This window comes from Paenibacillus sp. KS-LC4, assembly GCF_036894955.1.
GTDB lineage: Bacteria > Bacillota > Bacilli > Paenibacillales > Paenibacillaceae > Pristimantibacillus.
The window spans coordinates 2,875,991-2,900,552 of the sequence record NZ_CP145905.1 but is presented as its reverse complement, the minus strand read 5'-3'; the positions used below and the strand labels follow the sequence as shown (position 1 = coordinate 2,900,552).

Sequence of the window (24,562 nt, the reverse complement as noted above, 5' to 3'; positions counted from 1 at the left end):
GTTAAGACACATCCATCTTGTTTGTAACTAAATAATATTCTTCAGGTCCTGGTGTCCAGCCCGTCACCTTCTTATTCATGCCTACGATTATGTTTGGATAGACCGCGTAGGAATGCAGAGCCTGCGCTTTAATTACCGCAGTGGCAGCTTGCGTAAGCTTTACACGCTGCGCCGCGTCACCTGTAGCATTCAGCTGTGCAAGGATTGCGCTCAGTTTGTCGCTGCTAATATTAGCCGGATTAAGCGAGCCCCCAGCTGTAAACGCCGAATTCAGGAAAAAGCCGCCATCCCCGCGCGGAGCTGTCAAATTGCTGTAAGTGGCCAAATCCCAATCGGTATTTTCGCGCAAATACGTATCTACATTTTCAACGTTCTTTATCGTTAACGTTACGCCAATTTTAGCGGCATCGGATTGCAGGAGCTGGGCAATGAGCGGAAGCTCCGGCCGACCTTTATACGTAACGAGCTCAAGGGTCAGCGGCTTTCCATCCTTCTCCAGCTTGCCGCTGCTGCCTTGTGCATAGCCAGCTTGTTCGAGCAGTTGCTTCGCCTTGACTGTATCAAGCGGCTGAACGGCTTCCTTGCTGCCGAAAGGCAAATTCGCGTTAAATGGACCATTGGCAGGAGAAGCATGGCCCAGCATGACATCCTTCGCCATGCTTTCACGGTCAATGAGCAAGTCCAGCGCCTGTCTGACCAATACGTCTTTTAAAGCGGGCTGCTGTTGGTTGTAAAGCAGGAAATGCGCACGCAAGCCAGCAAGCGACTCTATTTTCAAATCTTGATCCTGTTTAATGACGTCGACCATTTCGGCTGGAAGCTGAAAGGCGAGATCGGCCTCCTTCGCCTGAAGCGCCAGTGCCCGTACATTGCCGTCTTCATTAAATTTGAACGTAATTTCTTCAAGCTGTGCGGTACCATCCCAGTAGCTGTCATAACGGGCCAGATTTATTTCCATATTCGGCGTGAAGCCTTTTACCTGAAAGGGCCCAGTACCGACTGGCGCCTGATTAAACGCTTCGCTACCCATTGCTTGCTCAGCCGCCACATCAATAATACCGCTATATGGATTTACAAGCTCAGATGGAAAAGCTGGCAGCGGCTCCGTTGTCGTAATGGTAAGCTCTTGGCCTTCCGCCTTCATAGAAGCGATCTTGAGTGCGGTGTCCAGCGCCCTGTTCACGCTTATGCCGCGTTCAAGCGAAGCTTTAACAGCAGCCGCATCAAGCTTGGCACCACTATGAAAGGCAACGCCTTCGCGAATGATAAAACGCCACGTAGACGCATCTACAGACTCCCATTCGGACGCTAGCCACGGCTGAAGCTCCAGCTTGTCATCCATACGCACAAGCGTTTCAACTACGCCCGCTTTCAAAACAATATAATCATTATGCGGGTCTAAACTTGCGCTCTTAAAGTGGTAGAGAAGCGTCAGCTTTTTTCCTGCTTTATTTTCCGCAGCAGCAGTGGATTGACCAGTATTTCCGGTCTCCGACGATGAATTTGAAGCTTTGCCGCAGCCTGCAATGACCATAGACAGACCGAGCAGCAGGATGGTGAAAAATAATCTTTTATTCGTTTTATTCCCCTTCAATAACAGCATAACCAAGCTCCCTCTCCCTTTCGGGCCTATCTTTCGTGCTAAATATATGTAATCTTTACGATTAGTATTCAAATAAAAAACGAGCGATTAGCTCGTTATCTATTCGTAATATTTACTATCAGGAATGATACCACGGCCTTCATTCCTGTGTCAATTGATTGCAATTAACTTTTTTTAATACAAAATAAAAAGCTGCTACGCATAATCGCATAACAGCTTCTCTTGCAGCTATTCATCAAGACCAGAGCTAGGGTTATGTGTTCCTTGGCTCGAATGCCCCGGATTCACACTCTGGTTTACGGGATATATTGCTGAACAATTTTCACAATTTCCCCGTCTTTAATCGTAACGTGATAAGGGAAATTTTTCAGTTGAAATGGATCATCGGAATTCATAATCGAGACGAATTTATCAACAGTGATCGGCTCATTCCATTGAATGTCTGCTTCTGCCGCGTTGCCCGTACGATTGTAAATTTGCATGAATACTTCAGCATCTGCTGCAATCGGCAGGTCGTGAAGCTGAGGATCGTCATTGACAATGTAGTAGCCATCTGGTGCATCCGTCATTTCCGCATCTTGTTCATGCTGGCGGAACTGAACGTTCGCCTCCTCTCCTTCGTACCACTGAATTTCATCATATGTAACGACGAAGGCGTTATTTTGTTTCATTATATGATCCATATAGACGGTCGTTTGATTAATCGGGCTGCTGGATGCATTGCCTTTGCCATTATCTACGGCTAAACCTAGTGTTAATAAACAAGCGATGGCGAGTGCTGCGCTGAGAATTGCTTTTTTCATTTTGTACCGCTCCCTTACTCGTTTCTATGCTTATAACTATACAACGCAGATGCAGCGGAAAGTGTTGCAAAAAAGAAACAAAATTATTTTTTCAAGAACAGATAAGCATCTATAAGCTTACCCTTTATAGCAGGCTTATCGTTTACCCTTGAAACGGCAGCTTTGCCGCAGAGGGCAGCTACAGCCGTTTACGCTTGTCACTTCTTGACGATTGGCGTAAATTGCTGTAAGGTTCGTCCGCTGGCGGAGTGTTCAATCAAGGTGCGAAGCCGCTTGCTGCGCGTCTCCTCCTTCTTGGCGCTAATTACCCACCACAGGGTCGTTTTCTGATAGGTTGCACGCTGCTCCTGAAAATAGCTCCATGCCGCGGCTTGCTCCCTGAAAGCCGCTTCCTCCTCCGGTGCCAGCACAATATGCTCCGCCTTCTGCTCATGTGCATAAACGGAAGATTTCGCTTCCTTACGCCGTTCATAAGCAGCAAGCCCTGCTGGCTGCATTAGTCCGCTTTCACTTAGCTCCGTAACACGCTGGATATTAACAGCGCTCCAGATACTTCCTTTTTTCCGCGGCGTAAAGCGTATTTTGTAATTTTCTTCATCTATGCTTTTGCGAATGCCGTCAATCCAGCCAAAGCATAGCGCTTCATCCACTGACTCGGGCCAGCTAATGGATCGCTTTCCGCTGCTTTTTTTACGAAAACCGACCCAAAGCATCGTCTCCTGTTCATGATTATGCTCCAGCCAGCCGCGCCATTCGGCAGGCGACTCAAAAAATATAATCGTTTCTTCCATCCTTCTGCCTCCCCACTTGTAAGTTGCGAAAGAAATGATGCGTACTCTTGTTCCCCAAGACTGTTTCTAGTATAATAACATAGCGAACATACGTTTGAATACACCGCTGGATAATAGCCAGGCATTAGGAGGAACAATGAAAGGCACGACACATCTTACGATTGGAATGGCTATTGGAGCCGGTGCGGCAGCTTATTATTCCTTCACCCCTGCGAATGCGGCTGCTTATGTAGCCGTTGCCGCTATCTCCGCCTTAAGCGCGGATCTTGATGGCCCCAGTATTTTGAGCAGCAAGCTCGGCAAAGTGTCTAAGCTCATTCATGATTTGCTCATTTGGGGCGGCGTTATTATGATTGCAATTGTCAGCTACTTGTATGTGGTCAATCACACTGTTGGCTGGAAGCTGCTCGTTGCTTCCATCGGCGTCGTGCTGCTTGGACTTGTCGCGAAGCGCGGCTTCATCCGCAATGCCCTTGTCAGCGTTATCGGCGGAGCCTTTGTGTATGGGGGCTTCTGGTTCGGCATGAACTGGCTTATCGGACTTGGTGCATTCGTGGCCGTGGCGCCGTGGCTCAAGCATCGCGGTATGACCCATACGGTATGGGCTGCCGCAGCATGGGGTGCAATCGCCTGGGGACTGGAGCAGCAGCTTCACCTTGAAGGCATTATGCGAGTGGCCATTATCGGATACTTATCTCATTTATTCGCAGATACGTTGACGCCGAGCGGTGTCAAATGGCTTTATCCGCTTTACAAGAAGCCTTTTAAGCTTAGCATTTTTTAGTGATTCGCTTCCATCCCCCGTTTGCCGCACCATCGAATTCTGGTGCGGCTATTTAGAAAGGAGTACCGATAGATGACAATAAAGCAGAGCATTTATTTAAAGCCCCTCGAGCTTGCTGATGCGGAGGCCATGCTGGTGCTTAGATTAAGCAACCAAGCCCTTCTCCAGCCAGTAGATCCCGTTCGCCCCGATAACTTCTTCACCTTGGAGGGCCAGCAGGAGCATATTAGTCTTGGCATTCAGAAGCAGGCTGAGGCTGCTTCTTATCCATTCGGTATTATGCTGGGGCAGCAACTAATTGGCCGAATTGAGTTGTCCAATGTGGTACGAGGCCCGTTTCAAAATGCCAATGTCGGTTATTTTCTCAATCGCGCTCATCATGGCAACGGTTATGTATCGGAGGCCGTTCGCTTGGTCGCCGCTTATGCTTTCGAGCAGCTCGGTCTGCATCGCTTGCAAGCTGGGGTGATGCCTCGAAACACGCCTTCCATTCGTGTTCTGGAGCGTGCAGGCTTTCGCCAAGAAGGCCTTGCCCTTCGTTATTTGCAAATTAATGGGGTTTGGGAGGATCACCTTCTTTTCGCCTTGACCGCAGAGGAATATGAGTCCTGATAGACAGAAATAACATTCCTCTGCTAAAGGAAACGCACCTATACTCTGCTTCTTAAAGCGAGTGTACGGTGCGTTTTTTGTCATAGAAAAGCAGCTCATTTTCCTCAGCAGGAGGATAAGCTGCTTGCGGTATCTTTTATTTTATTAATCAGCCATCTCTGATTTGAACTCATATGTCTTGTAGTCCCCATTAGCCGATGAGTACCTCGTAATATTTCTATCTGCCGGTATGCCATTGAAGTAAGCCCCCATACAGCCCGTTGTACAAGCATGTCCGGCTATTAAAATATTAACCTCTTTGCCGTCGTTTTTCGCCTCAAGCTCACTCATAAAGCTAAAAATTCGTTCAGCAAATTGATCCGTTCCCTCTACTCCTTTATAGACGCTTGGATCAGGAGTAAAACCTTTCATTTTCACCTCGCTCGTTTTTAATTTATCCGCTTCCCCTAAATCGAAAGCATCGAGCCTTGCATCAATTATGGCAGTAGCGCCGGTTGCGATTTCAGCTGTTTGCACAGCTCTTTCTTGCGGAGAGGAAAATACAAAATGAAAAGTGACGTCCCGCAGTCTCTCTCTTAGCTGCTCCGCTTGTTTTATCCCCTGAGCATTTAATGGCAGCCCCGACCTTCCTTGCATTCTTTGTTCCTTGTTATAATCGGTTTGCCCATGCCTAACTACATAAATCATTGGTTCAATCTCCCCTTTGCTATAGCCATTCTACAATTGATGCACCGTTACTTCACTGCGAATGAGGAATCGGGCGTTCGGCTCAGTCTGGCTAATCCCTTTGGAAATATAGAAGGTGCCATTGCTCCATTTATGCTGACCTTTATAAAAGCCGGAAGCAGCGAGCTTCCCCTTGTTAATAAACCGAAACAAAAATGGAACATGAAACTGCATGCCATGAAAATGACCTGACATGAGATAATCATAGGAATGCTTAATGTGCAGCACCGTATTGGGGTCATGTGCGAGCACGATAATGGGCTTTGAAAAATCAACTTGGTGAAAAGCTTTGCCAGGCTTGCTTTTCTTGCTGCTCCAGTCATCTATTCCAACCAGCTGAAAGGCACCTAAATCTATGCTCTCGTTAGTCAGAACGATAACGCCTTCCCGTTCCAGCAGCTTCCTCAGCTCGCGCACTCCGGAAGGCTTTATCCGATGGTCGTGATTGCCATACACCGCATAAACCGGAATGCCTCCTGCACAAATCGCTTTCACATACCGTCTAACCTTCGGTAAATAACTCAGCCTCTGGGTAAAGTCTCCAGTCAGAAATATGTATGCCGGCATCTCTTTGGCAATCAGCTTCTGGATTCGCCTTGGGCTGATACGAATATTTTCAACATGCAGATCGCTAATTTGCAGCACCTTAAGCCCTAACCCCGCCGGATAACGGTAACGCTCCACCTTAAGCCACTGTGTCGGCAATATGAAAAACAAATATAATAGCAGCACAAGCGCCGCAACTATTATAACAATGACCATGCAAGCCCCCTTACTACTAAAACCGCCAACAAGGTAAAGCGGCTGATTCCGTCTTTTGGCTGCGCAGCGCGTTTCAGTCCGAGAATTGTTGAGAAAGGATGGCGACATCATATCGTTGCCTATATTTAAAAAATAGCTACCCGCCTTCATAAAATAGGAGGCCATAAGCCGAAGCAGCCGAAGGCGATGCCTTCGGCTGCTTCAGCATTTTTGACATAAGATGATGATTCTTGCTTATAGCCTGCCGTTTGCTTACAGCTGATTGTCGCCTGTGCTTTGGAAAAACTCAATAATCTCTCCGTTCAGGCCTTTTACGAAGGCGATTTTCACTGGGGTTGGCGGATTGTCGCCCAGCACAGCATCCTTTGGTTCGACCGTTACTACCGCGCCAGCAGCTACTGCTGACTGAACGGCAAGCTCTATATTTTCGGAGCGGTATGCTAAATGGAAATAGGAGCCTTCGCCTTCCACCGGCGCCTTGCCGCCAGCGAATACTTCAAGATAGTTGCCATCACCGCTATCAAGCATAATAACGCGGCCATCGCCTTCACCCCAGCTATGTCTTGGCGTAAAGCCGAGTCCTTCTGTATAAAACTTCACCGTTGCTTCAAAGTCAAATGCGCGCAGCGCGATGTGATGAAGGCCGCCGCCGCCAATTTTTGCATTTTTATTCATTGGATGCTGTCCTCTCCTAGAAACGAAATGAAGTACCCTTTTAGAATACCCGATTTAGAGGCGGACGGGCAACCCTGCCATTAGCATCAGGCTTTAATTTTCATCCGCTGCAAGCGCAGCGCATTGAGTACCACCGATACGGAGCTCAGCGCCATCGCCGCCCCTGCCAGCCAAGGCGCTAGCAGGCCCGCTGCTGCTATAGGAATACCGATAACATTGTAGGCTAGTGCCCAGAACAGGTTTTGCTTAATGTTGCTCATCGTTTTTTTGCTCATCGTTATGGCATCGACAATACTGTTTAAATCGCCGCGCATAAGGGTAACATCTGCCGTCTCCATCGCGACATCCGTTCCTGTGCCCATCGCCATGCCAATGTCCGCTGCCGCGAGTGCCGGAGCATCATTAATGCCATCTCCGACCATCGCTACCTTCATGCCCAACGCTTGCAGCTTCTTGACCTCATCCGCTTTGTCTTCCGGCAGCACGCCTGCAATGACATGCTCTATCCCCGCTTCACTGGCAATAGCCGCTGCCGTTCGCGGATTATCTCCTGTAATCATCATAACATGTTGACCAATATGCTTAAGACGGTCAATTGCTCCCTTGGATGAAGGTTTAATCGTATCCGCGACTGCAATCATGCCGGTATATTGACCATCAACAGCTGTCAGCATAACTGTTTTTCCGGCCGCCTCCAGCTCAGCCATTGTCGCTTCACCGTTGTGTGCAACAGCGAAACGCTCCATTAAAGCGCGTGTTCCGACAACAATATCGCGCCCTGCCACTGTTGCCCGAATGCCAAAGCCTGGAATGGCAGTAAATTCAGCTGCTTCGGGAAGCGCAATGTTCCGCGCTTTAATTGCAGCAACAATAGCTTCCGCGAGCGGATGCTCTGACCTGTTCTCAGCTCCTCCAACAAGGGCAAGCAGCTCCTGCTCCGGCAAATCGCCTTGGATGACAACATCGGTCAGTGAAGGTTTGCCTTCCGTAACCGTACCTGTTTTGTCAAGCAGCACCGCTGTAATATGATGCGTTGATTCGAGATGCTCACCGCCCTTGAATAAGACGCCTACTTCCGCTGCCCGGCCCGATCCAGCCATTATAGAAGTTGGAGTAGCAAGTCCGAGCGCGCAAGGACATGCGATAACGAGCACCGCGATGGCTTTTTCCAGCGCTTCGGCGAACAAACCGGGCTCGATCCAAAAAAACCACAAGGCAAAAGTAACAACGGCGATACCGACAACAATTGGGACGAATATACCAGAAATACGGTCAGCTATTCGCTGAATCGGCGCTTTCGAGCCCTGTGCCTGCTCAACAATATGAATAATTTGCGCAAGCGTCGTATTTTTGCCAACCTTCGTAGCCTGAATACGCAAGACGCCATTTTTATTTATAGTCGCCCCGAATACCTGATCACCTGATTGCTTGTCAACAGGAAGACTTTCTCCCGTCAGCATCGATTCGTCGATCGCCGAGCTGCCGTCCAGCACAACGCCATCGACCGGAATTTTGCCGCCCGGCTTCACAATAAGCTGATCGCCAATCATTACCTGCTCGACCGGGAGGCTCATTTCGGAGCCGTCGCGCACAACGAGTGCTGTTTTCGCTTGGAGACCGATGAGCGAGCGAATCGCTTCCGACGAGCGGCCTTTAGCGAGTGCTTCGAACCATTTTCCAAGTAAAATCAACGTAATGAGCAAGGCGCTTGTCTCATAATACAGCTCCTGCATAACGGGCATGTTTGCCATTCCAGCATGCTCTTCAGGCTTCAATGTTAAATACAAGCTGTAAAAATAAGCTGCCGAAGTTCCAAGCGCCACCAAGACATCCATATTCGCGCCCCCACTGCGCAAAGCATTAAATGCCCCTTTATAGAAGGGCCAGCCGATTATAAATTGCACAGGGGTTGCCAGCGCCAGTTGAAACCACGGATTAAGCAATAAATCTGGCACCCATATAAACGACGTGAATGAAAAATGCGCAACCATCGCCCACAAAAGCGGCAGCGACAATATGGCTGATAGGATGAACTTCAGCTGCTGCTTGCGAATATCGTCACGCCGGCGGTCCGTTCCTTGCTTCTCCTCTACCTTCTCCTCAGCTGTAAATCCAAGCTGCTCGATCCGCTTAATGACCGCAGCCAAATCAATCGTATCTGCTCGATATTCAACATGGCTCGTCTCCATTGTAAAGTTGACTGTCGCTTGCGATACACCCTCCAGCTTATTTAAGCCTTTCTCTATGCGATTGGCGCATGCCGCACAAGTCATACCCGAAATTTCCAGCGTTGTTTGCCTGTTTTCCATCCCGTTCGCCACCTTCTTATACCCTATGGGGGTATCTATTGTTGCGTTTATCATATAATACCCTATGGGGGTATGTCAAGGGTTGACCCCATCTATGTCAAAAAAAACGACCCAAGCGCTACGCGCCTGAATCGATCTGGTTATAAGCTGCAATTTAAAGTTTATAGTACGTATAAGTACGATTATGATTATGTAACGCTCGCCTCCATATGCACCGTCTGCCATTCATCCTGATCTTCGGCCGTTATGGCAAAGCCCTGACGCTGCCAAAAATCGACTGCCCCGTTTAGAAAACGATGCGTGTGCAAATACGCTACGCTGTAGCCCTCCTGAGCGATAAATTGCTTGGCCACATCTGTAAGCTGCGAGCCTACACCGCTTCTGCGGCTGCTTGCAGCTACATAACATTTTACGATCTCGGCCGCTGGCCGGTCCGCTTCATACATCGCCGTTTCAATCCGGTTATCATAGGGCCTCACACCGATGCACCCTTGTATTTCTCCCTGCTCTGAAAGGGCCAGAAAAAAACCAGCTCCCGCTTGATGCAAATAATGCTCCGAGAAATTCACGAGATCTGGCGACAAACCATTTGCCGCAAACATTGGCATGACCTCTTTACGTACTAGCGCTGCAAAGGCGACAGCGTCCGCAATATGTTCCTTGCTAGCCTGTATAATTTTTGGCGGAATTTCTGTCACGTCTAGTTCCTCTCCTTATCTGGACGCAGCACTTAGCTATGATGCAAATGCTGTAGTGTCTGGATGAAAATTTCCTTTACATGGTCATCGTCAAGCGAATAATAGACGGTTTTCCCGACTTTGCGCCGCTTTACGATGCGCACATTGCGCAAATAACGCAATTGATGCGAAATAGCCGATTGTGCCATATCCAGCACGACGCATAAATCATGCACGCACAGCTCTTGCGAAAGCAGCGCATAAATCATTTTAACCCGCGTCGGGTCGCCTAGCGCCTTGAACATTTCAGCCAAATCGATTGCCGTCTGCTCCTCAACCTTTGCGGTAAGCAAATCTGCACCCTCCGGCTTCGTCCCTATACAAGTGTCGTCACATTGCTCATCTATCACTTTATCCATTTGAACCCACCACCCTCTAATCGTAATGCTTATGATCTTATTATAGCAGACAAAAGCGCAGTTCCTCTATCATTTGCAGGAACTGCGCTTTTCAAGCATTTATATATCCAACTTAATTGTACGATAATCATAATCCCCAATTACGGTTAAAATGGTTCGCATACGTCGTTTCCTCCATTGCTTCCGAATCAGAGACCGTCCTTATACGGCAGGCTTTACTCCCGCAGCCGCAAGCCCCTGTTCTATGTCGGCAATCAGCTGCCGTTTCTCATCCTGCTCCAAAAAGGCCGCATGGGCGCTGTTCAAAATCAGCGTGCCGATTTCCTCCAGCGTCACGCCGCATTTTTGCATCAACAGCTCATATTCCAAACCAATCGTCGTACCCGATACCGTCAGATTATCCGTATTAATGGTCGCCCGAATGCCTGCTGCCAGAAAAGCTTTAATCGGATATGCGTCCCAGCCGCTAACCGCCTTTGTCTGTATATTGCTCAGCGGGCATAGCTCCAGCGGCGTGCCTGTACGGCGCACCATGTCCATAATAGCAGGATTTTCCGTAATTCGCACGCCATGGCCGATGCGCGAGGCGCCAAGACTCTCAATGGCTTCCTGCACATTTTTCGCGCCGCCTGCTTCCCCGGCGTGAATAGTAATCGGCAGCCCCTTGCTAGCTGCGAGATTAAATAAGGAACGATGAAGCTCCGGCGGGAAGGATGCTTCATCACCAGCCAAATCTACCGCTGCGATTCCATCGCCATGCAGCTTGGCCGCAGCTAATATGACCTGTTCATTGCTCTCATAAGCATCATGGCGCAGGCAGATGGCGATTCCCCTCGCTTTAACGCCGAAATCCCGTTCTCCACGCCTCAAGCCATGAATGGTGTGACGCATCGTCTCCTCCAGCGACAAACCTCCTTTAGTATGCAGCAGCGGCGCAAATCGCACCTCGATGTAACGGCAGCCTTGTTCCGCCGATTGCTCAACCACTTCATAAGCTACACGTTCCAGCGCCTCTGGCGTTTGCAAATAGGGCTCGACAAAATGAAATTTGCTCAAATATTCTTTTAAGCTATTGCAGTTCTCATCTGCAAGCATCCATGGGGTAAGCTCGCTGCCTGCATCAACGGGCAGCTCCTTACCCTGCTCCATTGCCAGCTCACGCAGCGTGTTAGGCAACACGCTGCCATCCAAATGCAAGTGCAAATCAATTTTGGGCAGTTTTTTTAATTGTTCCCGTACCACTACATCTTTCATCGTAAACACCTCTTTAAATTTAAAATACTAGCCAAAGCTATAGCAAACCGCCAAACCAGGTTAAACGGCTGCCGCCGTCCTCTGGCGGCGCGCGGCGTTTCATTCCGAGAAGTATAGAGAAGGTATGGAGAAATTATATACATTCCCATATTTCCAGGAAAAACCCGGTCGGCGGTATCAAATAGCATAAGTTTAACGATCGTACGAATCATACTCAGCTAGAGCTGTCTGCAAGCCTTGCCATTAGCAATTTCATCGCATCTTACATAAACGCCGTAAACTTGGGGTCAAATTGACCCAGTATAGGATAAGATAACGCACGAAGCACGTGCGGGTCAACCTTAACAGGGACGGGCGTGGTAATCGTGCAAGGAGGAAAGCTGACAATATCGCCCTCCTATCTTCCCGTTACTGTATAACGCTGCTGCCCAGCCCTAGTAGCGGCTTGCCTGATGCAGGCTGTACCAAGCCGTCGTTTGCCGAATAAACAACGGTTCCTCGAACGAGTGTTGCCACGACTCGGCAGGCCATTTCCTTCCCTACATAAGGGCTATGCTTGTGCTTATAAAATAAATTTTCCTCCAGCAGCTTATAAGCCGCATTAGGGTCAACAATAGCCAGGTCGGCATCCGAGCCGACTGCAATAGCTCCCTTGCGCGGATAAAGCCCGAAACGCTGAGCGGGTCCTGCTGATAGCAGAGAGCTTAGCAATGGCAGCGGCAGTCCGCGCTTGATCCACCCTTCACCAAGCACCAGCTCCATGCTGCTTTGCGCGCCCGATATACCTCCCCATGCCTCGAAAAACGTTTTTGCAGCATCCACCTTCATCGAGGTCGGACATGGCGAATGGTCTGAAGCGATAACATCCAGCTTACCTTCGCTAATCATTCGCCAAAGCCCCTCACGCTGCTCCTCCCCGCGCAGAGGAGGCGCGCATTTGGCAACCGCTCCAAGCGCCGCCATGTCCTTCTGCGTAAGGAGCAAATAATGCGGGCACGTTTCCACTGTCACCGGCAAGCCGCGCTGCTTCGCGCGATCAATCAGCTCCACCGCGTCATAGCTGCTTATATGAACAAAATGCACTTGGCAGCCCGTCTGCTCCGCGAACAGCAGCGCCTTATTTACCGCCTCCAGCTCGGCAATTATCGGCCGCGAGGCTGCGAATGCCTCAGCATCCAAGCGTCCGGCTGCGAGGGCGGCATCAGCGAGCTGAGAAGTTATGGCGTTGCTCTCGGCATGCAGAGCGACAAAGCCGCCGAGCTCGGCGATTTTTTTCATTCCTTCATACAGAGTCCAGTCATCCACCTCGCGAAAACGCCCTTCTCCTTCGCCGCCGGGATTGGACATAAACGCTTTAAAGCCGACGATGCCCGCTTCGAACATAGGAGCAAGCTCCTCCAGCTTTCCTGGGACGAGTCCGCCCCAAAATGTATAATCAACAGCCGAGCTGCCCTCTGCCTGACCTGCTTTCAGCGCAAGCGCCTCCGTCGTTACAGTCGGCGGATTGCCATTGAGCGGCATATCTACGTAACAGGTCGCTCCTCCGGCAGCAAGTGAAGCTGACCCACTCGCAAACCCTTCCCAATGCCCCAAATTCGGTTCATTAAAATGTACATGAATATCAACCATGCCGGGCAGCACATACTGTCCCTCCGCATCCATTCGGGAGCCGGCCGCGGCACCTGCGAGTGACGGCTCCAAGGCAGCAATGCGGCCATCGCGAATGCCTATATCCAGCTTTTTCACTTCACCCATCAAAACAACAAAACCATTCATAACGATGCAATCATAGTAGGAAGCCATCCCTATCCACCCTTTTCCCCATCAGTCACGCCTATCTGTTTACCTCACTGCTCTAAGGAACTACGGCGACATAAAGTGAAAGTGCCGCTCATTTCTATTTCGTCGCAGCTGCTAAGTACCGCGATAAGTGCTGTAGCCGCCCGGCGCAACAAGCAGCGGAATATGATAATGCGCCTGCGCATCGTTAACGCGAAACCGAATCGGTATGTGCTGAAAAATAAATTCAATCGACGATAGCTGCGCCATGCCACGATCGCGTGACAAAAAGCTGCCTGCATCAAACACAAGCTCATAAACACCCGGCTTCATATCCTCGCCAGCAAGCAGAGGAGCATCCAGTCGTCCGTCTCCATTCGTCGCAGCCGTTTGAAGCAGCCTCCGTTCCCCCGTTTCCTCACACAGCTGCCACAGCTCCAGCTCCATCCCTGCGGCTGCCTTTCCCGTGGAAATGTCGAGCACATGCGTCGTTATTTTGCCGCTCATGAGGATGCTTCCTCATTTGCCAAATCCTCGCGGGTAAGCGTAAAGCCTTGGAAGCCAAATGGCGGGCGCGGTTCTGTGTAGACAGCAGCTGCATCGTCCTCCGTATGGTCAACTACCGTTTCCCAAGTCCGGTTATTCGATTCAAACCGCACCTCCGCCAATTGCGGAAAGCGGGTCAAAATACGCAAGCCGACTTGATAAATTAAATATTGAATGGATGGGGTTTTATATTCGTGAAACACATTATGAGTAATATCCCGAATATGCTCGGCTGCTACGTATTGCCCTGAGCCCGCTTCTACGGCAAGCTCAATATTTCCATAGGTCCAAAATATATTTAGAAAAATAAATAATGGCCGATCATAGCTCTCTGGCAGTGTCGTATATTCGTCGCGAACAAACCCATAGAAAGAGCTGCCGCTAACTTTAATAAGCTGCAAATCTGTAATGGCGCACTCATGCTCCACTATAACGCCTGCTCCCTCTTCGCCGTCACGGACGAGCTTCATCGAAGCGCTCGCATGATCATTATGGGAACGGCGGTATACAAGCGAGCTATCCACGAGTCCGTCACTGCCATCTGCCACTTCAAGCGTATGGAATGGAATGCGGTCTGCACTCAGCTCAATTGCATCAATATGCGGATAACGGCTAAGAAATTGCTTGCTGATGAACGCCAGCAGCCCTTCTGTCGTGCTCCCCTCAAAGTCGGCCGTTTGCCGTAAAATAAAATTTTTCATTGAATCCGTCGCTACGACCTGCGTATTGTCTCCTTTGGAGAAAGAGGTTAGCAGCGTCTCGCCACTTACTGCAAATGTAATATTATGGGCAAAAATCACGTTCGTATCGCCAGTAAAAGCCGATTCTGGAATAGACTTCACCGCCAGTGGAGCGGCATAGGTGCGGTAAGTCAGTACATCCCCTTTGCCATAATAAAGTGTACGTCCGCTGCGAAGCTTCAACATAATTACCCTCTCCCTTTGTTCTATATCCATTTTGGTATAAACTTGTACGTTCTACTGCTCTATTAAATCGTTAAGGCGCAAAAAAGTGATACGGGCAATTTGCCATTTTGCCTCCTCTAGCTCCTCCTGAAGGCTGTTGTCGATGCGCGACGCCATCGCTTCCTTGATGTCCGCTTTGCTTTTGCCACGCACCGCCAATATAAATGGAAAGCCAAACTTCTCCGTATACTGGCGGTTCATCGCTGCAAACTGCTCATACTCCTCAGGCGTCAATTGGCTAAGTCCTGCCCCCTGCTGCTCTCTGGTGGAATATTCGCCAATGCTGATTCGAGTTGCCAGATCGGGATGCTCGCGAATCAGCACAAGCACCCGCTCCTCTCCCGCCGTATATGCCGCATTTACCATGCTCTCATGCAGCTGTTCAACCGAGCCGAAGGGCTTATTCTCCCATGCCAGTTCCGCCACCCAAGGCGAATGTTCAAAAATAGCGCCAAGCGCTTTCGTAAATGCCTCACGGCTCATCGTATTTAGCAAATCCAATTTCACGGTGCTTCCCTCCTCCACTCAATCGCCCGCTGGACGGCCCGTTTAATGCCTCCGTAGCCGGTGCAGCGACAAATATTGCCTGATAGCGCTTCTTCCACTTCTTCTTCGCTTGGGTCAGGGCTTCGATCCAGCAGAGCCTTAACCGAAATAATCATGCCTGGCGTGCAATAGCCGCATTGAAAGCCTCCCTCTTCGAGAAAAGCGCGCTGTATGGGCTCGATGCCTCCATCAGCCGCACCAATGCCTTCAATTGTCGTAATTTGCTTGCCCGCACATTGGTAGGCCATCGTTAAGCAAGCGTTAATCGGCTTGCCATCGACCAGCACCATGCAGGCGCCGCAGCGTCCAATTTCACAGGAACGCTTCGTTCCCGTAAGCGCTAAATCATCCCGCAGCACGGACAGCAGCCTTTTTGCACCGTTCACTTCAAGCTTCATATCCTCGCCATTAATGGTGCAGGCCAGCTCCCGCTGCTTTGCGCCTCGCGGAGCTCCCAGCATTTCATGCTTGCTCATCGCTTGCTCACCGCCTCTTCAGCAAAAGCAAAAGCACAATCATTTTGCAGCAGCTCCGGCTCAATCGGCAGCTTCGTCACGCGAATGCCCACCGCCTGATGAATGGCAGCCGCGATAGCCGGAGCAAGCGTAACCGAGCCTACTTCACCGATGCCGCGCGGGCCGTAGCTATCTCCTTGCGGCAAATGCTCAATCGGCTCAACGGTGACCGCACCGCGATGCTCCACAATCGTTGGAACTAAATAGGTATCCAAATTTTTCGTCATATATTGTCCCTGCTGCATGAGCGCATCCTCCGTAAGCGTAAATCCAAGCGCCATGCTGCTGCCGCCCTCAATCTGACCAAGAAAGCCTTGCGGGTTCATGACAGGACCTGCCGCTACCGCATGATATTGGTCAAGCACTCTCACTCGACCTGTCAGTTGATTAATCTCAACCTTTACAACAACCGCAGCATACGTATATAAAAAATGGGCTCCTGTTCGCGAGGTATCTGATGTCGGGAACAGAAAGGAGGTAGAGCAGCTTATCCGCTCCCCTTCTGCCTCAGCCAGCTCCTTATAGCTCAGCAGCAAGGTATTGCCTGCGGTTTCATAAATGCCTCCTGCTCCCATTGCGAGCTTATCGACTGATATTCCAAGCAGCTCCGCAGCCCGCTCCAGCAATTGCGAGGTAAACGGCAGCTTCAGATTTTGCAGCGTCTTCCACATCATGCTGGTCGCTCTTGAAGCAGTCGTAGAGCCGCTGTCTGGAACCAGATCGGTATCCCCAATAATCATCCTTATATCGGATGCAGCCAATCCGAATTGCTCAATCAGCATTAGCTCCAGCGTAGCAAGCAAGCCTTGCCCAAACTCCTCGTAGCCGAATATCGCTTCGATTCGACCATCGGCAGCCAGCGAGAGCCTGCCGCCTGCCGGATCGGGAATACCTACGCCAAGCCCGCCGCCGTGCATGGTGAAGGCTGACCCAATACCTACTTTAAGCCATGGCTCGCGCTCCTCTTCTCGATTCGGCGCCCCTCTTTCCTGCCACAAGTCGCTGGCTTCAGCTGCATTCCACACCTGCATGGCGCCTTCGGTTACGACGATCGGCTGACCGAACGGCCCCGGATCATCAGGCATGCGCATATTCATTCGCCGCAGCTCCCAAGGGTCCATGCCCAGCTTCTCTGCAAGCCGATCAAGCTGCCCTTCTAGTGCAAAAATCGCCTGATTTCCGCCAAAGCCGCGGAACTCCCCAGACATTCCGTTGTTCGTATAAACGGAATAACCGTCTACCTCTACATGCTCGTAGCGGTATGGTCCAAGTACATGCTCAACGGTAAAGTTAAGCACCTCCGCCCCCAGCGTGGCGTACGCGCCAGTATCGGCGATAATTCGCACTTGATGTGCAAGCAGGCGGCCGCTGGCATCTGTACCGGTTTTCATCGAAATTTTCATCGGATGACGTTTGAGCCCCGCTCGAACCGACTCCCATCTGGAATGATGCAGCTTGACGGGGCGATTTGTTTTGAGCGCAAGCAGCGCGCCATAAGGCTGCACATTCAATTCATCCTTGCCGCCGAAGGAGCCGCCAATGGGGCTTGAGACGATGCGGATTCGCTCCTGCTTCATCGCGGTAATTCGCGATAATTGCAGACGATCCATAAACCCATGCTGAGTAGGCGAATATACTGTCAACCGCCCATCCTCCTGTGGCACAAACAAGCCGCCTTCGGTTTCCATATAGGTGTGCATTTGCCTCGGCGTAAAATAAGTATCCTCTACAATATGGGCACAGGCGGAGAACCCGCTGCCTAGCTGTCCTCTATGAAATTGGCTGTGGTGAAGAATATTGCCCTGCGGATGAAGCAGCGGCGCATCCTGCAAAAGCGCCCGCTCGGCATCGTCAACGATCGGCAGCAGCTCATAATCAACCTCAATGAGAGTAAGAGCCAATTCGGCTAGCTCAGCCGTCTCTGCGGCTACAGCCGCCACCGCATCGCCGACATACCGAACTTTATTTTCACAAAAAACTGGCTGATCCTGATGGGCAATGCCATAGCGGTTTAAACCGGGCACATCGAGATGGGTCAGCACGGCATGAACGCCTTCAAGCTGCCGAGCCTTCTCCGTGCAAATGCGGAGAATAAGAGCATGAGGATGAGGACTGCGCAGAACCCGGCCATAAAGCATGCCCGCTGCCGACATATCCGTCAAATAAGCAAGGCTGCCCGTTACCTTCTCCAGCCCATCCGGCCTGATTCGCCACCGTTTGCCGCTTGATTCACGTTTCAACAGCATCGCTATCACCCCTCCTCTATAAATGCTAAGCTAGCGAGCTTATTATGATTTGGGCTGCATCACTTTCCACAGCTCCGACACAATCAGGTTGGCAACGATCTTCTTACGATAGCTTTCCGAAGCGAACAAGTCGCCTGATGGATGAAAATGCTCCATGACCGACGCATAACAAGCATGGAGCAGAGAACGGTCAAGCATGCCGTCCTTAAGCAGCCGTTCTGTATGCTCAAGCCGCTTTGGCGCCGTCTGTCCACCGCCAGCTGCTAAGCGTACATCCGCGATATGCTGCTCGGAGCTTACAAGAGCGCTTATGGCGACAGTTGCTATCGACGGCGTGAACACTTCGCGGCGGCCTACCTTGTGATAGACGTCCACTCTGCTGTACCCCTTCTGTTCCGTTAAATCGACTGGCGGTAATATAATGGCGAGCAGCAGAAGATTTTGCCACGCGGCAGTTGCCTGGGCTTCCAATAACCATTGTGCAAGCGAAATTTGAAATTCTCCTTGCCCATCATGCCAGAGGAGCACCGCCTCATATGCAAGCAGCGCTGGAAGCACGTCTCCTACCCGAGAGAGAACATTGCCTCCTATCGTGGCCAGGTTCCGTATGGATGGGGCAGCGATATTTTTCATCGAGGTTGTAAGCAGCGAATAATGAGTCTTTATATAGGAATCATTTCTGACCTCTGACAGCAGCGCCGCAGCTCCGATCTGATAATTTTGCCGATGGCTGCTGCTTGTAACAAGCGAAATCGACTGCTGCATGGCAGCTAATCCGCTTATATCAATTAAATGGCCAGGCATACGGGCAGTTCCCGCTTCCCACCACGTACGAAGCAGCGTACCGCCTGCAACAAAAATGCCCTCCTCGCCAAGCTGCGCCTTGAGCGCACAGGCTTCCGCAGCATCACCTGGCTGCCATATGACGGGAGACTCCGGCTTCGTTTGTTCATTCATGGCCATTGCTCTCCCTCCTGTTCCAAAAATCAATAGCAGCCAGCAAGCTCTCCTCATCGTCTACATCATGAAGCGCAAAGTCAGGCTCACCGTTTAAATCGAGTATTTTCCCCTTATACTTACCTGTTGCAAAGACCCGTCTTGCTCCTTGATCACCCTCCAGCTCCTCCAAAGCGGAAAACATCGTTGCTCGCAGCAGCGCTGGAGGCATCGTCGCCGCTCCGTCGCTGAAGGCTGCGTAATCAAGCGCAGAATCCTGCTCCAGCGCCTCAATTAAACGCGCTGCCATTGATGCCGTCACAAAAGGCTGGTCAGCTAACGCAATAAGGACGGCATCCGTATGTGGATGTAGAGCAAGCAGCGCCTCAAATCCGCTGTTCAGCGAATAGGACATTCCCCGTGCCGCCAAAGAGATTTCTCGCTTGTGCAGCTGTGCTGCGGTGCAAGCCCGCTCCAGCTCAGGAGTGTCTAGCCACTCCAGTTCATCGTTAGTGCGATGAACGACAATCCAGCTTTTGATGGCACTATTTAATAGCGCATGAAGCGCCTGACTGCCAAGCATAGCTCCCGGCGACAAAGGAAGCCGCAGCTTCGGCTGCTTCATCCGGCTGCTGAGGCCCGCCGCCAAGTAAATACCTGACACCTGCATCGCCAGTCTCCCCCTTATCCTTCGCACGCTGCGCAGCCCTTACTTGCACGAGCTCGGAAGCGATACTTAACGCAATTTCGTATGCTCCATCTGCATCTATCGAAAGTCCGATCGGAGCATAAACATTTTCAGGAAGCTTCCCTTCACCAAATAGTTGCTTTATTCGTTTGCGAGAGCCCATGACTCCGATATAAATAGCTTGCGCTGCCAGTGCCAGCTGAATCAGTTGATGATCATAGTGGAGCTGATGGCTGCATACGACGAAATAGTCCGTTCTATTAAATTGCAGCTTCGAGGCAAGCTCATCAGGCTTACCCGTCACCCTCACAACGCTGCCACAGGGGTGAATCCGATTTTCAGAGCTAATCTGCATATGCCAATCCGCTGCAATCACATCAAATCCGCAGCTTGGAAGCATTGTGCAAAGTGCCTCTGCATCCGGCCCAGCGCCAAATACAATGGCTCGTGAACGCGGCTCCAGCTTCACCGAAAATGTCCCAGCCTCTCCTTGCTTATTAGCCCCACCCTTCCCTCTATTTCGAGAAAGGCTGGCTGCTGCCGCAGGCTCCAATTTGTAGCAGATGCTATCCCCAATACTCAACCAGCTTCGATTCAAAAATATGGTCGTTCCCGCCCGTAGCCTGCTTCTGGCCGTCAGCAGTTTTTCTCTGAATACTGCCGTTACAGGCTCCAGCAGCACATGGATGATGCCGCCGCAGCCGATAGTATCGCCCCACATGATGTCCTCTTCCGGCTGCATATTATAGATGATAATTTCAAAAGCTTCGGCACTGCACACGCGGCTAACCCGCTCCTGCAAATCGGCCTCCAGACAGCCGGGACTAATACTCCCCGTCCTCGTTCCATCCAGCCTTAGCAGCATCGCTGCTCCTTCCTTGCGGTAAGCATGGCCCTCTACCCGTATTATCGTTGCGAGTGCGGCCGGCTGCTCAAGCGTCGCAATTGACTCTAGCACTTCGTGCATATCCATAAGCAGCCACCGCCTTTTATATATGACGTTATAAGGAAATGAAGTTCTGGCTTGCAGCTTATACGCTACAGCCTTGCCAGCAGTCCACGAAGAGAACGATCAGCCTCTCGCAGCACAAGCGGCTTGTCAATTGTCTTCATTATGCGCTTCTCCATGACGATTTGTCCGTCAATGATTACAGTATCCACATCGCCACGGGTTGCCGCATAGACCACGCGCGAGAACCAATCTGCATCATAGGATGGATACACATGAAAATCCTCCAAATCAAGCATTTGCAAATCTGCCAGCTTGCCTTCCTCTAAGCTACCAATGTCATCCTCCATGCCGAGCACCTTCGCACCGCCCATCGTCGCCATCCGCAGCACGGTGCGCGCATCCATGACCGTCGGGCCATGCTTCACCTTCTGGATAAAGGCGGTCAGCCGCATTTCCTGATACATATCCAAATTGTTGTTGCATGCCGCTCCATCCGCTCCTATGCCAATATCAATACCTTCGCGCAGCAGCTCGGGAATTTCCGCAATGCCGGATGCCAGCTTCATATTGGAGCCGGGACAATGGGTGACCTTCACTCCTCTTTCCTTAATGATCCGTTTCTCTTCCTCATCGAGCCAAATGCTGTGCGCCAAAATCAAATTCGGCCTTGCCAGCCCGATATGATCCAAATAAACGACGTTTCGCTTGCCTCGCTCCGCTTCGACAATTGCGATCTCTCCGGTATTTTCGGAAGCATGGGTATGCACCTTAACCTTATATTGCGCAGATAAATCGCGTACTCCAATGAGCAGCTCCTCTGTACAAGACACAACGAACCTTGGACAAAAAGCATATTGGATCCGGCCGTCGCCTGCGCCATTCCATTTTTCAAGCAAATCCACGCTTTGCTGCAACGATTGCTGCGTATTTTCCTGAAGCGCCAGCGGCACTTCCGTGCCGTGGTCCATCATCACCTTGCCGGAAATGGCACGAATGCCGCTCTCTAATATCGCCTGGAATGCCGACTCGGTATGATGCACCGTTTCCATATCCAAAATCGTTGTTGTCCCGCTGCGGATCAGCTCACCTATGCCGAGCATTGCGGAATAATAAACCGAATCTGGGCTGTGAGCCGCCTCTAGCGGCCAAATCCGCTCGCGCAGCCACTCGATTAAAGCCAAATCATCTGCCCGACCGCGAAATAACGTTTGGCATAAATGGATATGGGTCTGTACGAAGCCGGGAAGTATGACTTTGCCATCAGCCTCAATGATTCGCTCCACCCCATCAGCTGATATCTCCCCGCCAATTTGAGCAATACGCTTGCCGCGAATGAGCAAATCTCCCGTTACAATATCGCCACGTTCATTCATCGTCATAATCGTTGCGTTGCGAATAAGTATAGTCGTCATACCATTGCCCTCTTTCAATTTTGCGTCATGTTTTATAACATAATAAAGCACGTAACCTGATTTTTCAATAGTATATGTAATTAAACTTAACATGTTGTCGTGGGCAAATGCCTAAAACACGCTAAATATACCGCTTTCAAAGAAAAAGAAGACATGAACTGAACTCGCTCGTTTGATTTTCTCCTTACAATCCATCGAAAAACACTCGCTATCGTTCGCCTTTTTGAGCACAATTCGTTCCCACCCTGAATCCTTAAACTACAGTACGAACTTTGAATGCCAATAATAAAACAGAGTGCAAACATACGTACTTTTGCTCCTCATTATTCTCTCGACTCTTTATGTCTACTCTATTAACTGAGCTACAATGACGAGCTATCATAAATCATTCACATGCCATAACAAAAACTTTGTATCCGCTGATGGATCACTGCCTAATGTTCGGAAATTCCCTATCTCGATAAAAAGCGATAAAAAAAGCATCCTTCTGTTCACAGTTGTGAACAGAAGGATGCTTTTGCTTTAATTTGCTTGCTGTATTTGCTAGCCTTTCTTCTCTGGCATTGGCATAAACAGCAAATTGATTGGCAGATTGCTTCCAGATGCTGGCGAGAATACAATGGTTACAGCTTCTGATGTGCTTCCTGTACGGTACAGGACACCTGCTTCACCGTTGTTCGCAAGGAAGGAGTTATTCGTCGTCAGAACAACATTGTTGTTGACGAGGAAGGCACCGCCATAATGTCCGCCACGCGGATTCAAGGCGATGAGCGTATTAGGCTGAACATTGAACAGCTTCACGACGTAAACAACGCCATAATTTCCTTCGTTGTAAATCGTCGCTCCTGTAAGCTTGTCGATCGTTGTAAGGCGTGTATCAACTACTTTATCGCCAAATATCATACGACCTGGCTCTGAGCCTATAGGCTGGGTCAGGTTAATCGTACGGTCCGCCTTCTCGAATGTACCGCGAATGTGAATACCATCCGGCTCCAGATACGGCAGCAGCGGCAGCTCGGACAGCACATCCTTGCCGTCATCAATAATGACGTAGCTGAATTTAATTGGGCCGGAGGTCGAAACATCCGCCATCATTGTCAAAACGCGGTCCGGCGAAATTTTCAAATCGCTGAGCTGCTTCAAAATAAGACGGCTCTCGCCCGCAGGAATCGTTGTAATATCATTCATGACTGGATTCATACGCGAGGTCAAATATTTGCTAATAGAAGATTTGCCCGTTGCCGACACGTACAGCGCAGGACCGCCAATACCGACGCGCTGTGTCTGAACTGTCGCTTCCTGATTCGTCTCGTTCGTCGCGACGATGTACATGCGCACATTGTTTAGGCGGTTGTTTACGTTATGTGACATCAATCGGACGTTGCCAGAAGCCGAGTCCGTATAATACACGCCTTCATTTACAATTCGCTCTGGGCTGTTGCTGCGAAGCAGCGTTTGCTGTCCATACTCTGTCAATGAATACGGAATCACATCATAATTCAGAACCGAAGCTCCATTAATCGAGAAGCGCTCTCCAGGAGGCGTGAACAACATGCCAAAGTCCTGTTTGGAATAAAGCTCTTGATCTTCAATCATAATCGAAAGCGAAAATTCATTGCTCGCCCCATGCTTGTCCGTTACCTTCAAGGTAATCGTCTGTGGACCTGGCTCGAAAAAGCCTTGCTGCTTATTCGTCCAGCTTGTGCTCGTAATCGCATTTTCTTCATCGCTGCTGAGGTCGGTATATTCAATCGGCTCGCCCATCATGTAGCTCGTTTTGTTAGTGACAAACTTCGCGACTGGCGGCAAGTTCGGTTGAAGCACTTCAAGCGTCACTGCGTATGGCTCGCTCCAGACGCCATCCGAATCTTGAACCCAATGCGTTACCGTATACGTGCCAGGCTGTTCAAACATCGCCAAATTTCCATCCCAGCGCTCGTCTATGATAGGGGTGCTGCTAGTCGTCTGGTTCGTATATGTCACTTGTGTCTCATTCGCATAAATGACTTTAGGGCTTACTGTAAAAGTTGCGACTGGCGCGATCTTTACTGTCCACGTCAGCGTTATTTTTTTCTCCGCCTTGTTCACTTTCATCGCGATGCCCTGCGGCTGCAGCAGCGTGCGAAGCGGAATCATCAGCGTACCCTTTAAATTGTAAGGTGCTCCAGTAAACTTTTGTACGGTTCCGTTCACATTGTAGGAGGAGCTCCCAATGGCATAACGAAGTACGTTTTTTTCCGTCGTCAGCACATACTCCTTAGCTACCTTATCAAATACGACTTTGCCGCCGAGCCGCTCTGCAATTGAGCGCGCCGAAACATAGGTCGTGCCTTTCAGTTCAGTTACAGGCTGTGTAGCTGTATACAGCGTGCCATTTTGGTACATTTTATTCGACTTTTGAAGCAGAACGAGCTGCTCTTGACCTAGGACATTTTGCGCTGCTTCCGCCTGAATCGGCACAGCCAAAGTAAAGACAAAAAGGAATACGAGTGCAAATAAGCTGACTTTTTTAAGCATGTGAATCTCCTTTTCCAAAATAAATTGCGATTTTTCTACATATCC

At 50.1% G+C, this 24,562-nt stretch carries 23 protein-coding genes; 2 read left to right on the top strand and 21 right to left on the bottom strand.

All coding sequences use genetic code 11. The features are described from left to right. Position 1 precedes the first annotated feature (1 nt). The 3 genes from nikA to V5J77_RS12500 form a co-directional block, all read right to left on the bottom strand. Positions 2-1,603: a nickel ABC transporter substrate-binding protein gene (nikA, locus tag V5J77_RS12510; protein ID WP_338556241.1), complete on the bottom strand. Its 1,602-nt coding sequence runs from the start codon at positions 1,601-1,603 to the stop codon at positions 2-4. Positions 1,604-1,899: 296 nt separating this feature from the next. Beyond that, positions 1,900-2,406: a hypothetical protein gene (locus V5J77_RS12505; protein WP_338556239.1), complete on the bottom strand. Its 507-nt coding sequence runs from the start codon at positions 2,404-2,406 to the stop codon at positions 1,900-1,902. Positions 2,407-2,603: 197 nt separating this feature from the next. After that, positions 2,604-3,197, bottom strand: a complete 594-nt coding sequence (locus V5J77_RS12500) for a YdeI/OmpD-associated family protein (protein WP_338556237.1) — start codon at positions 3,195-3,197, stop codon at positions 2,604-2,606. Positions 3,198-3,333: 136 nt separating this feature from the next. Here V5J77_RS12500 and V5J77_RS12495 point away from each other — a divergent pair, with 136 nt between their 5' ends. Then, entirely contained in the window at positions 3,334-3,981 is a 648-nt protein-coding gene (locus V5J77_RS12495; RefSeq protein WP_338556235.1) for a metal-dependent hydrolase, read from the top strand. Between the two features lie 72 nt (positions 3,982-4,053). Further along, a complete protein-coding gene (locus tag V5J77_RS12490) occupies positions 4,054-4,593 on the top strand; it encodes a GNAT family protein (protein WP_338556233.1) in 540 nt (179 codons plus the stop codon). Between the two features lie 144 nt (positions 4,594-4,737). On the opposite strand, the gene V5J77_RS12485 is transcribed toward V5J77_RS12490, so the two are convergent. From V5J77_RS12485 to V5J77_RS12400, 18 genes are all read right to left on the bottom strand, one after another. After that, positions 4,738-5,280, bottom strand: a complete 543-nt coding sequence (locus tag V5J77_RS12485; RefSeq protein WP_338556232.1) for a histidine phosphatase family protein — start codon at positions 5,278-5,280, stop codon at positions 4,738-4,740. Between the two features lie 30 nt (positions 5,281-5,310). Further along, complete coding sequence (locus tag V5J77_RS12480) at positions 5,311-6,081, bottom strand: metallophosphoesterase (protein ID WP_338556230.1); 771 nt, start codon at positions 6,079-6,081, stop codon at positions 5,311-5,313. 252 nt (positions 6,082-6,333) lie between these two features. Then, positions 6,334-6,756 carry a VOC family protein gene (locus tag V5J77_RS12475; protein ID WP_338556228.1) on the bottom strand — a complete coding sequence of 141 codons (423 nt, stop codon included), beginning with the start codon at positions 6,754-6,756 and terminating at the stop codon, positions 6,334-6,336. Between the two features lie 86 nt (positions 6,757-6,842). After that, complete coding sequence (locus V5J77_RS12470; RefSeq protein WP_338556226.1) at positions 6,843-9,065, bottom strand: heavy metal translocating P-type ATPase; 2,223 nt, start codon at positions 9,063-9,065, stop codon at positions 6,843-6,845. A gap of 188 nt (positions 9,066-9,253) precedes the next feature. Then, positions 9,254-9,763, bottom strand: coding sequence for a GNAT family N-acetyltransferase (locus V5J77_RS12465; RefSeq protein WP_338556224.1), 510 nt, complete (start codon positions 9,761-9,763; stop codon positions 9,254-9,256). A 32-nt stretch (positions 9,764-9,795) separates the two neighbouring features. Continuing rightward, positions 9,796-10,161, bottom strand: a complete 366-nt coding sequence (locus tag V5J77_RS12460; protein WP_338556222.1) for a metalloregulator ArsR/SmtB family transcription factor — start codon at positions 10,159-10,161, stop codon at positions 9,796-9,798. Positions 10,162-10,362: 201 nt separating this feature from the next. After that, complete coding sequence (add, locus tag V5J77_RS12455) at positions 10,363-11,415, bottom strand: adenosine deaminase (protein WP_338556220.1); 1,053 nt, start codon at positions 11,413-11,415, stop codon at positions 10,363-10,365. Between the two features lie 408 nt (positions 11,416-11,823). After that, a complete protein-coding gene (locus V5J77_RS12450) occupies positions 11,824-13,218 on the bottom strand; it encodes an allantoinase (RefSeq protein WP_338556218.1) in 1,395 nt (464 codons plus the stop codon). 111 nt (positions 13,219-13,329) lie between these two features. Then, a complete protein-coding gene (gene uraH / locus V5J77_RS12445) occupies positions 13,330-13,701 on the bottom strand; it encodes a hydroxyisourate hydrolase (protein ID WP_338556216.1) in 372 nt (123 codons plus the stop codon). Beyond that, positions 13,698-14,666 (bottom strand): factor-independent urate hydroxylase, encoded by a 969-nt coding sequence (gene pucL / locus V5J77_RS12440; RefSeq protein ID WP_338556214.1) that lies wholly within the window; start codon positions 14,664-14,666, stop codon positions 13,698-13,700. The genes uraH and pucL overlap by 4 nt, the downstream gene beginning before the upstream one ends. A 51-nt stretch (positions 14,667-14,717) precedes the next feature. Next, positions 14,718-15,212, bottom strand: coding sequence for a 2-oxo-4-hydroxy-4-carboxy-5-ureidoimidazoline decarboxylase (gene uraD, locus V5J77_RS12435; protein ID WP_338556212.1), 495 nt, complete (start codon positions 15,210-15,212; stop codon positions 14,718-14,720). After that, complete coding sequence (locus V5J77_RS12430) at positions 15,209-15,727, bottom strand: (2Fe-2S)-binding protein (RefSeq protein ID WP_338556210.1); 519 nt, start codon at positions 15,725-15,727, stop codon at positions 15,209-15,211. Before V5J77_RS12430 ends, uraD begins: the two co-directional genes overlap by 4 nt. After that, positions 15,724-18,012 carry a xanthine dehydrogenase subunit D gene (pucD, locus tag V5J77_RS12425; protein ID WP_338556208.1) on the bottom strand — a complete coding sequence of 763 codons (2,289 nt, stop codon included), beginning with the start codon at positions 18,010-18,012 and terminating at the stop codon, positions 15,724-15,726. The genes V5J77_RS12430 and pucD overlap by 4 nt, the downstream gene beginning before the upstream one ends. Positions 18,013-18,054: 42 nt before the next feature. Beyond that, positions 18,055-18,975 carry an FAD binding domain-containing protein gene (locus V5J77_RS12420; protein WP_338556206.1) on the bottom strand — a complete coding sequence of 307 codons (921 nt, stop codon included), beginning with the start codon at positions 18,973-18,975 and terminating at the stop codon, positions 18,055-18,057. Next, positions 18,962-19,612: an NTP transferase domain-containing protein gene (locus V5J77_RS12415; protein ID WP_338556749.1), complete on the bottom strand. Its 651-nt coding sequence runs from the start codon at positions 19,610-19,612 to the stop codon at positions 18,962-18,964. The genes V5J77_RS12420 and V5J77_RS12415 overlap by 14 nt, the downstream gene beginning before the upstream one ends. Beyond that, the gene (locus tag V5J77_RS12410; RefSeq protein ID WP_338556204.1) at positions 19,494-20,609 is read right to left on the bottom strand and encodes an XdhC family protein; all 1,116 of its coding nucleotides are present in this window, start codon (positions 20,607-20,609) and stop codon (positions 19,494-19,496) included. Before V5J77_RS12410 ends, V5J77_RS12415 begins: the two co-directional genes overlap by 119 nt. 65 nt (positions 20,610-20,674) lie before the next feature. Next, on the bottom strand, positions 20,675-22,000 hold the full coding sequence (locus V5J77_RS12405; protein WP_338556202.1) for a 5'-deoxyadenosine deaminase: 1,326 nt from the start codon (positions 21,998-22,000) through the stop codon (positions 20,675-20,677). Between the two features lie 543 nt (positions 22,001-22,543). After that, positions 22,544-24,517, bottom strand: coding sequence for a stalk domain-containing protein (locus V5J77_RS12400; RefSeq protein WP_338556200.1), 1,974 nt, complete (start codon positions 24,515-24,517; stop codon positions 22,544-22,546). Positions 24,518-24,562 lie beyond the last annotated feature (45 nt).

Coding starts and splice junctions, on each gene's coding strand:
- nikA (WP_338556241.1), bottom strand. CDS start 1,603: ATGCTGTTATTGAAGGGGAATAAAACGAATAAAAGATTATTTTTCACC.
- pucD (WP_338556208.1), bottom strand. CDS start 18,012: ATGCTGTTGAAACGTGAATCAAGCGGCAAACGGTGGCGAATCAGGCCG.
- V5J77_RS12470 (WP_338556226.1), bottom strand. CDS start 9,065: ATGGAAAACAGGCAAACAACGCTGGAAATTTCGGGTATGACTTGTGCG.
- V5J77_RS12430 (WP_338556210.1), bottom strand. CDS start 15,727: ATGAGCAAGCATGAAATGCTGGGAGCTCCGCGAGGCGCAAAGCAGCGG.
- V5J77_RS12410 (WP_338556204.1), bottom strand. CDS start 20,609: ATGGATATGCACGAAGTGCTAGAGTCAATTGCGACGCTTGAGCAGCCG.
- V5J77_RS12485 (WP_338556232.1), bottom strand. CDS start 5,280: ATGATTTATGTAGTTAGGCATGGGCAAACCGATTATAACAAGGAACAA.
- V5J77_RS12495 (WP_338556235.1), top strand. CDS start 3,334: ATGAAAGGCACGACACATCTTACGATTGGAATGGCTATTGGAGCCGGT.
- V5J77_RS12480 (WP_338556230.1), bottom strand. CDS start 6,081: ATGGTCATTGTTATAATAGTTGCGGCGCTTGTGCTGCTATTATATTTG.
- V5J77_RS12500 (WP_338556237.1), bottom strand. CDS start 3,197: ATGGAAGAAACGATTATATTTTTTGAGTCGCCTGCCGAATGGCGCGGC.
- add (WP_338556220.1), bottom strand. CDS start 11,415: ATGAAAGATGTAGTGGTACGGGAACAATTAAAAAAACTGCCCAAAATT.
- uraH (WP_338556216.1), bottom strand. CDS start 13,701: ATGAGCGGCAAAATAACGACGCATGTGCTCGACATTTCCACGGGAAAG.
- V5J77_RS12505 (WP_338556239.1), bottom strand. CDS start 2,406: ATGAAAAAAGCAATTCTCAGCGCAGCACTCGCCATCGCTTGTTTATTA.
- V5J77_RS12420 (WP_338556206.1), bottom strand. CDS start 18,975: ATGGCCATGAATGAACAAACGAAGCCGGAGTCTCCCGTCATATGGCAG.
- V5J77_RS12460 (WP_338556222.1), bottom strand. CDS start 10,161: ATGGATAAAGTGATAGATGAGCAATGTGACGACACTTGTATAGGGACG.
- V5J77_RS12405 (WP_338556202.1), bottom strand. CDS start 22,000: ATGACGACTATACTTATTCGCAACGCAACGATTATGACGATGAATGAA.
- V5J77_RS12490 (WP_338556233.1), top strand. CDS start 4,054: ATGACAATAAAGCAGAGCATTTATTTAAAGCCCCTCGAGCTTGCTGAT.
- pucL (WP_338556214.1), bottom strand. CDS start 14,666: ATGTTGAAGCTTCGCAGCGGACGTACACTTTATTATGGCAAAGGGGAT.
- V5J77_RS12475 (WP_338556228.1), bottom strand. CDS start 6,756: ATGAATAAAAATGCAAAAATTGGCGGCGGCGGCCTTCATCACATCGCG.
- V5J77_RS12400 (WP_338556200.1), bottom strand. CDS start 24,517: ATGCTTAAAAAAGTCAGCTTATTTGCACTCGTATTCCTTTTTGTCTTT.
- V5J77_RS12450 (WP_338556218.1), bottom strand. CDS start 13,218: ATGGCTTCCTACTATGATTGCATCGTTATGAATGGTTTTGTTGTTTTG.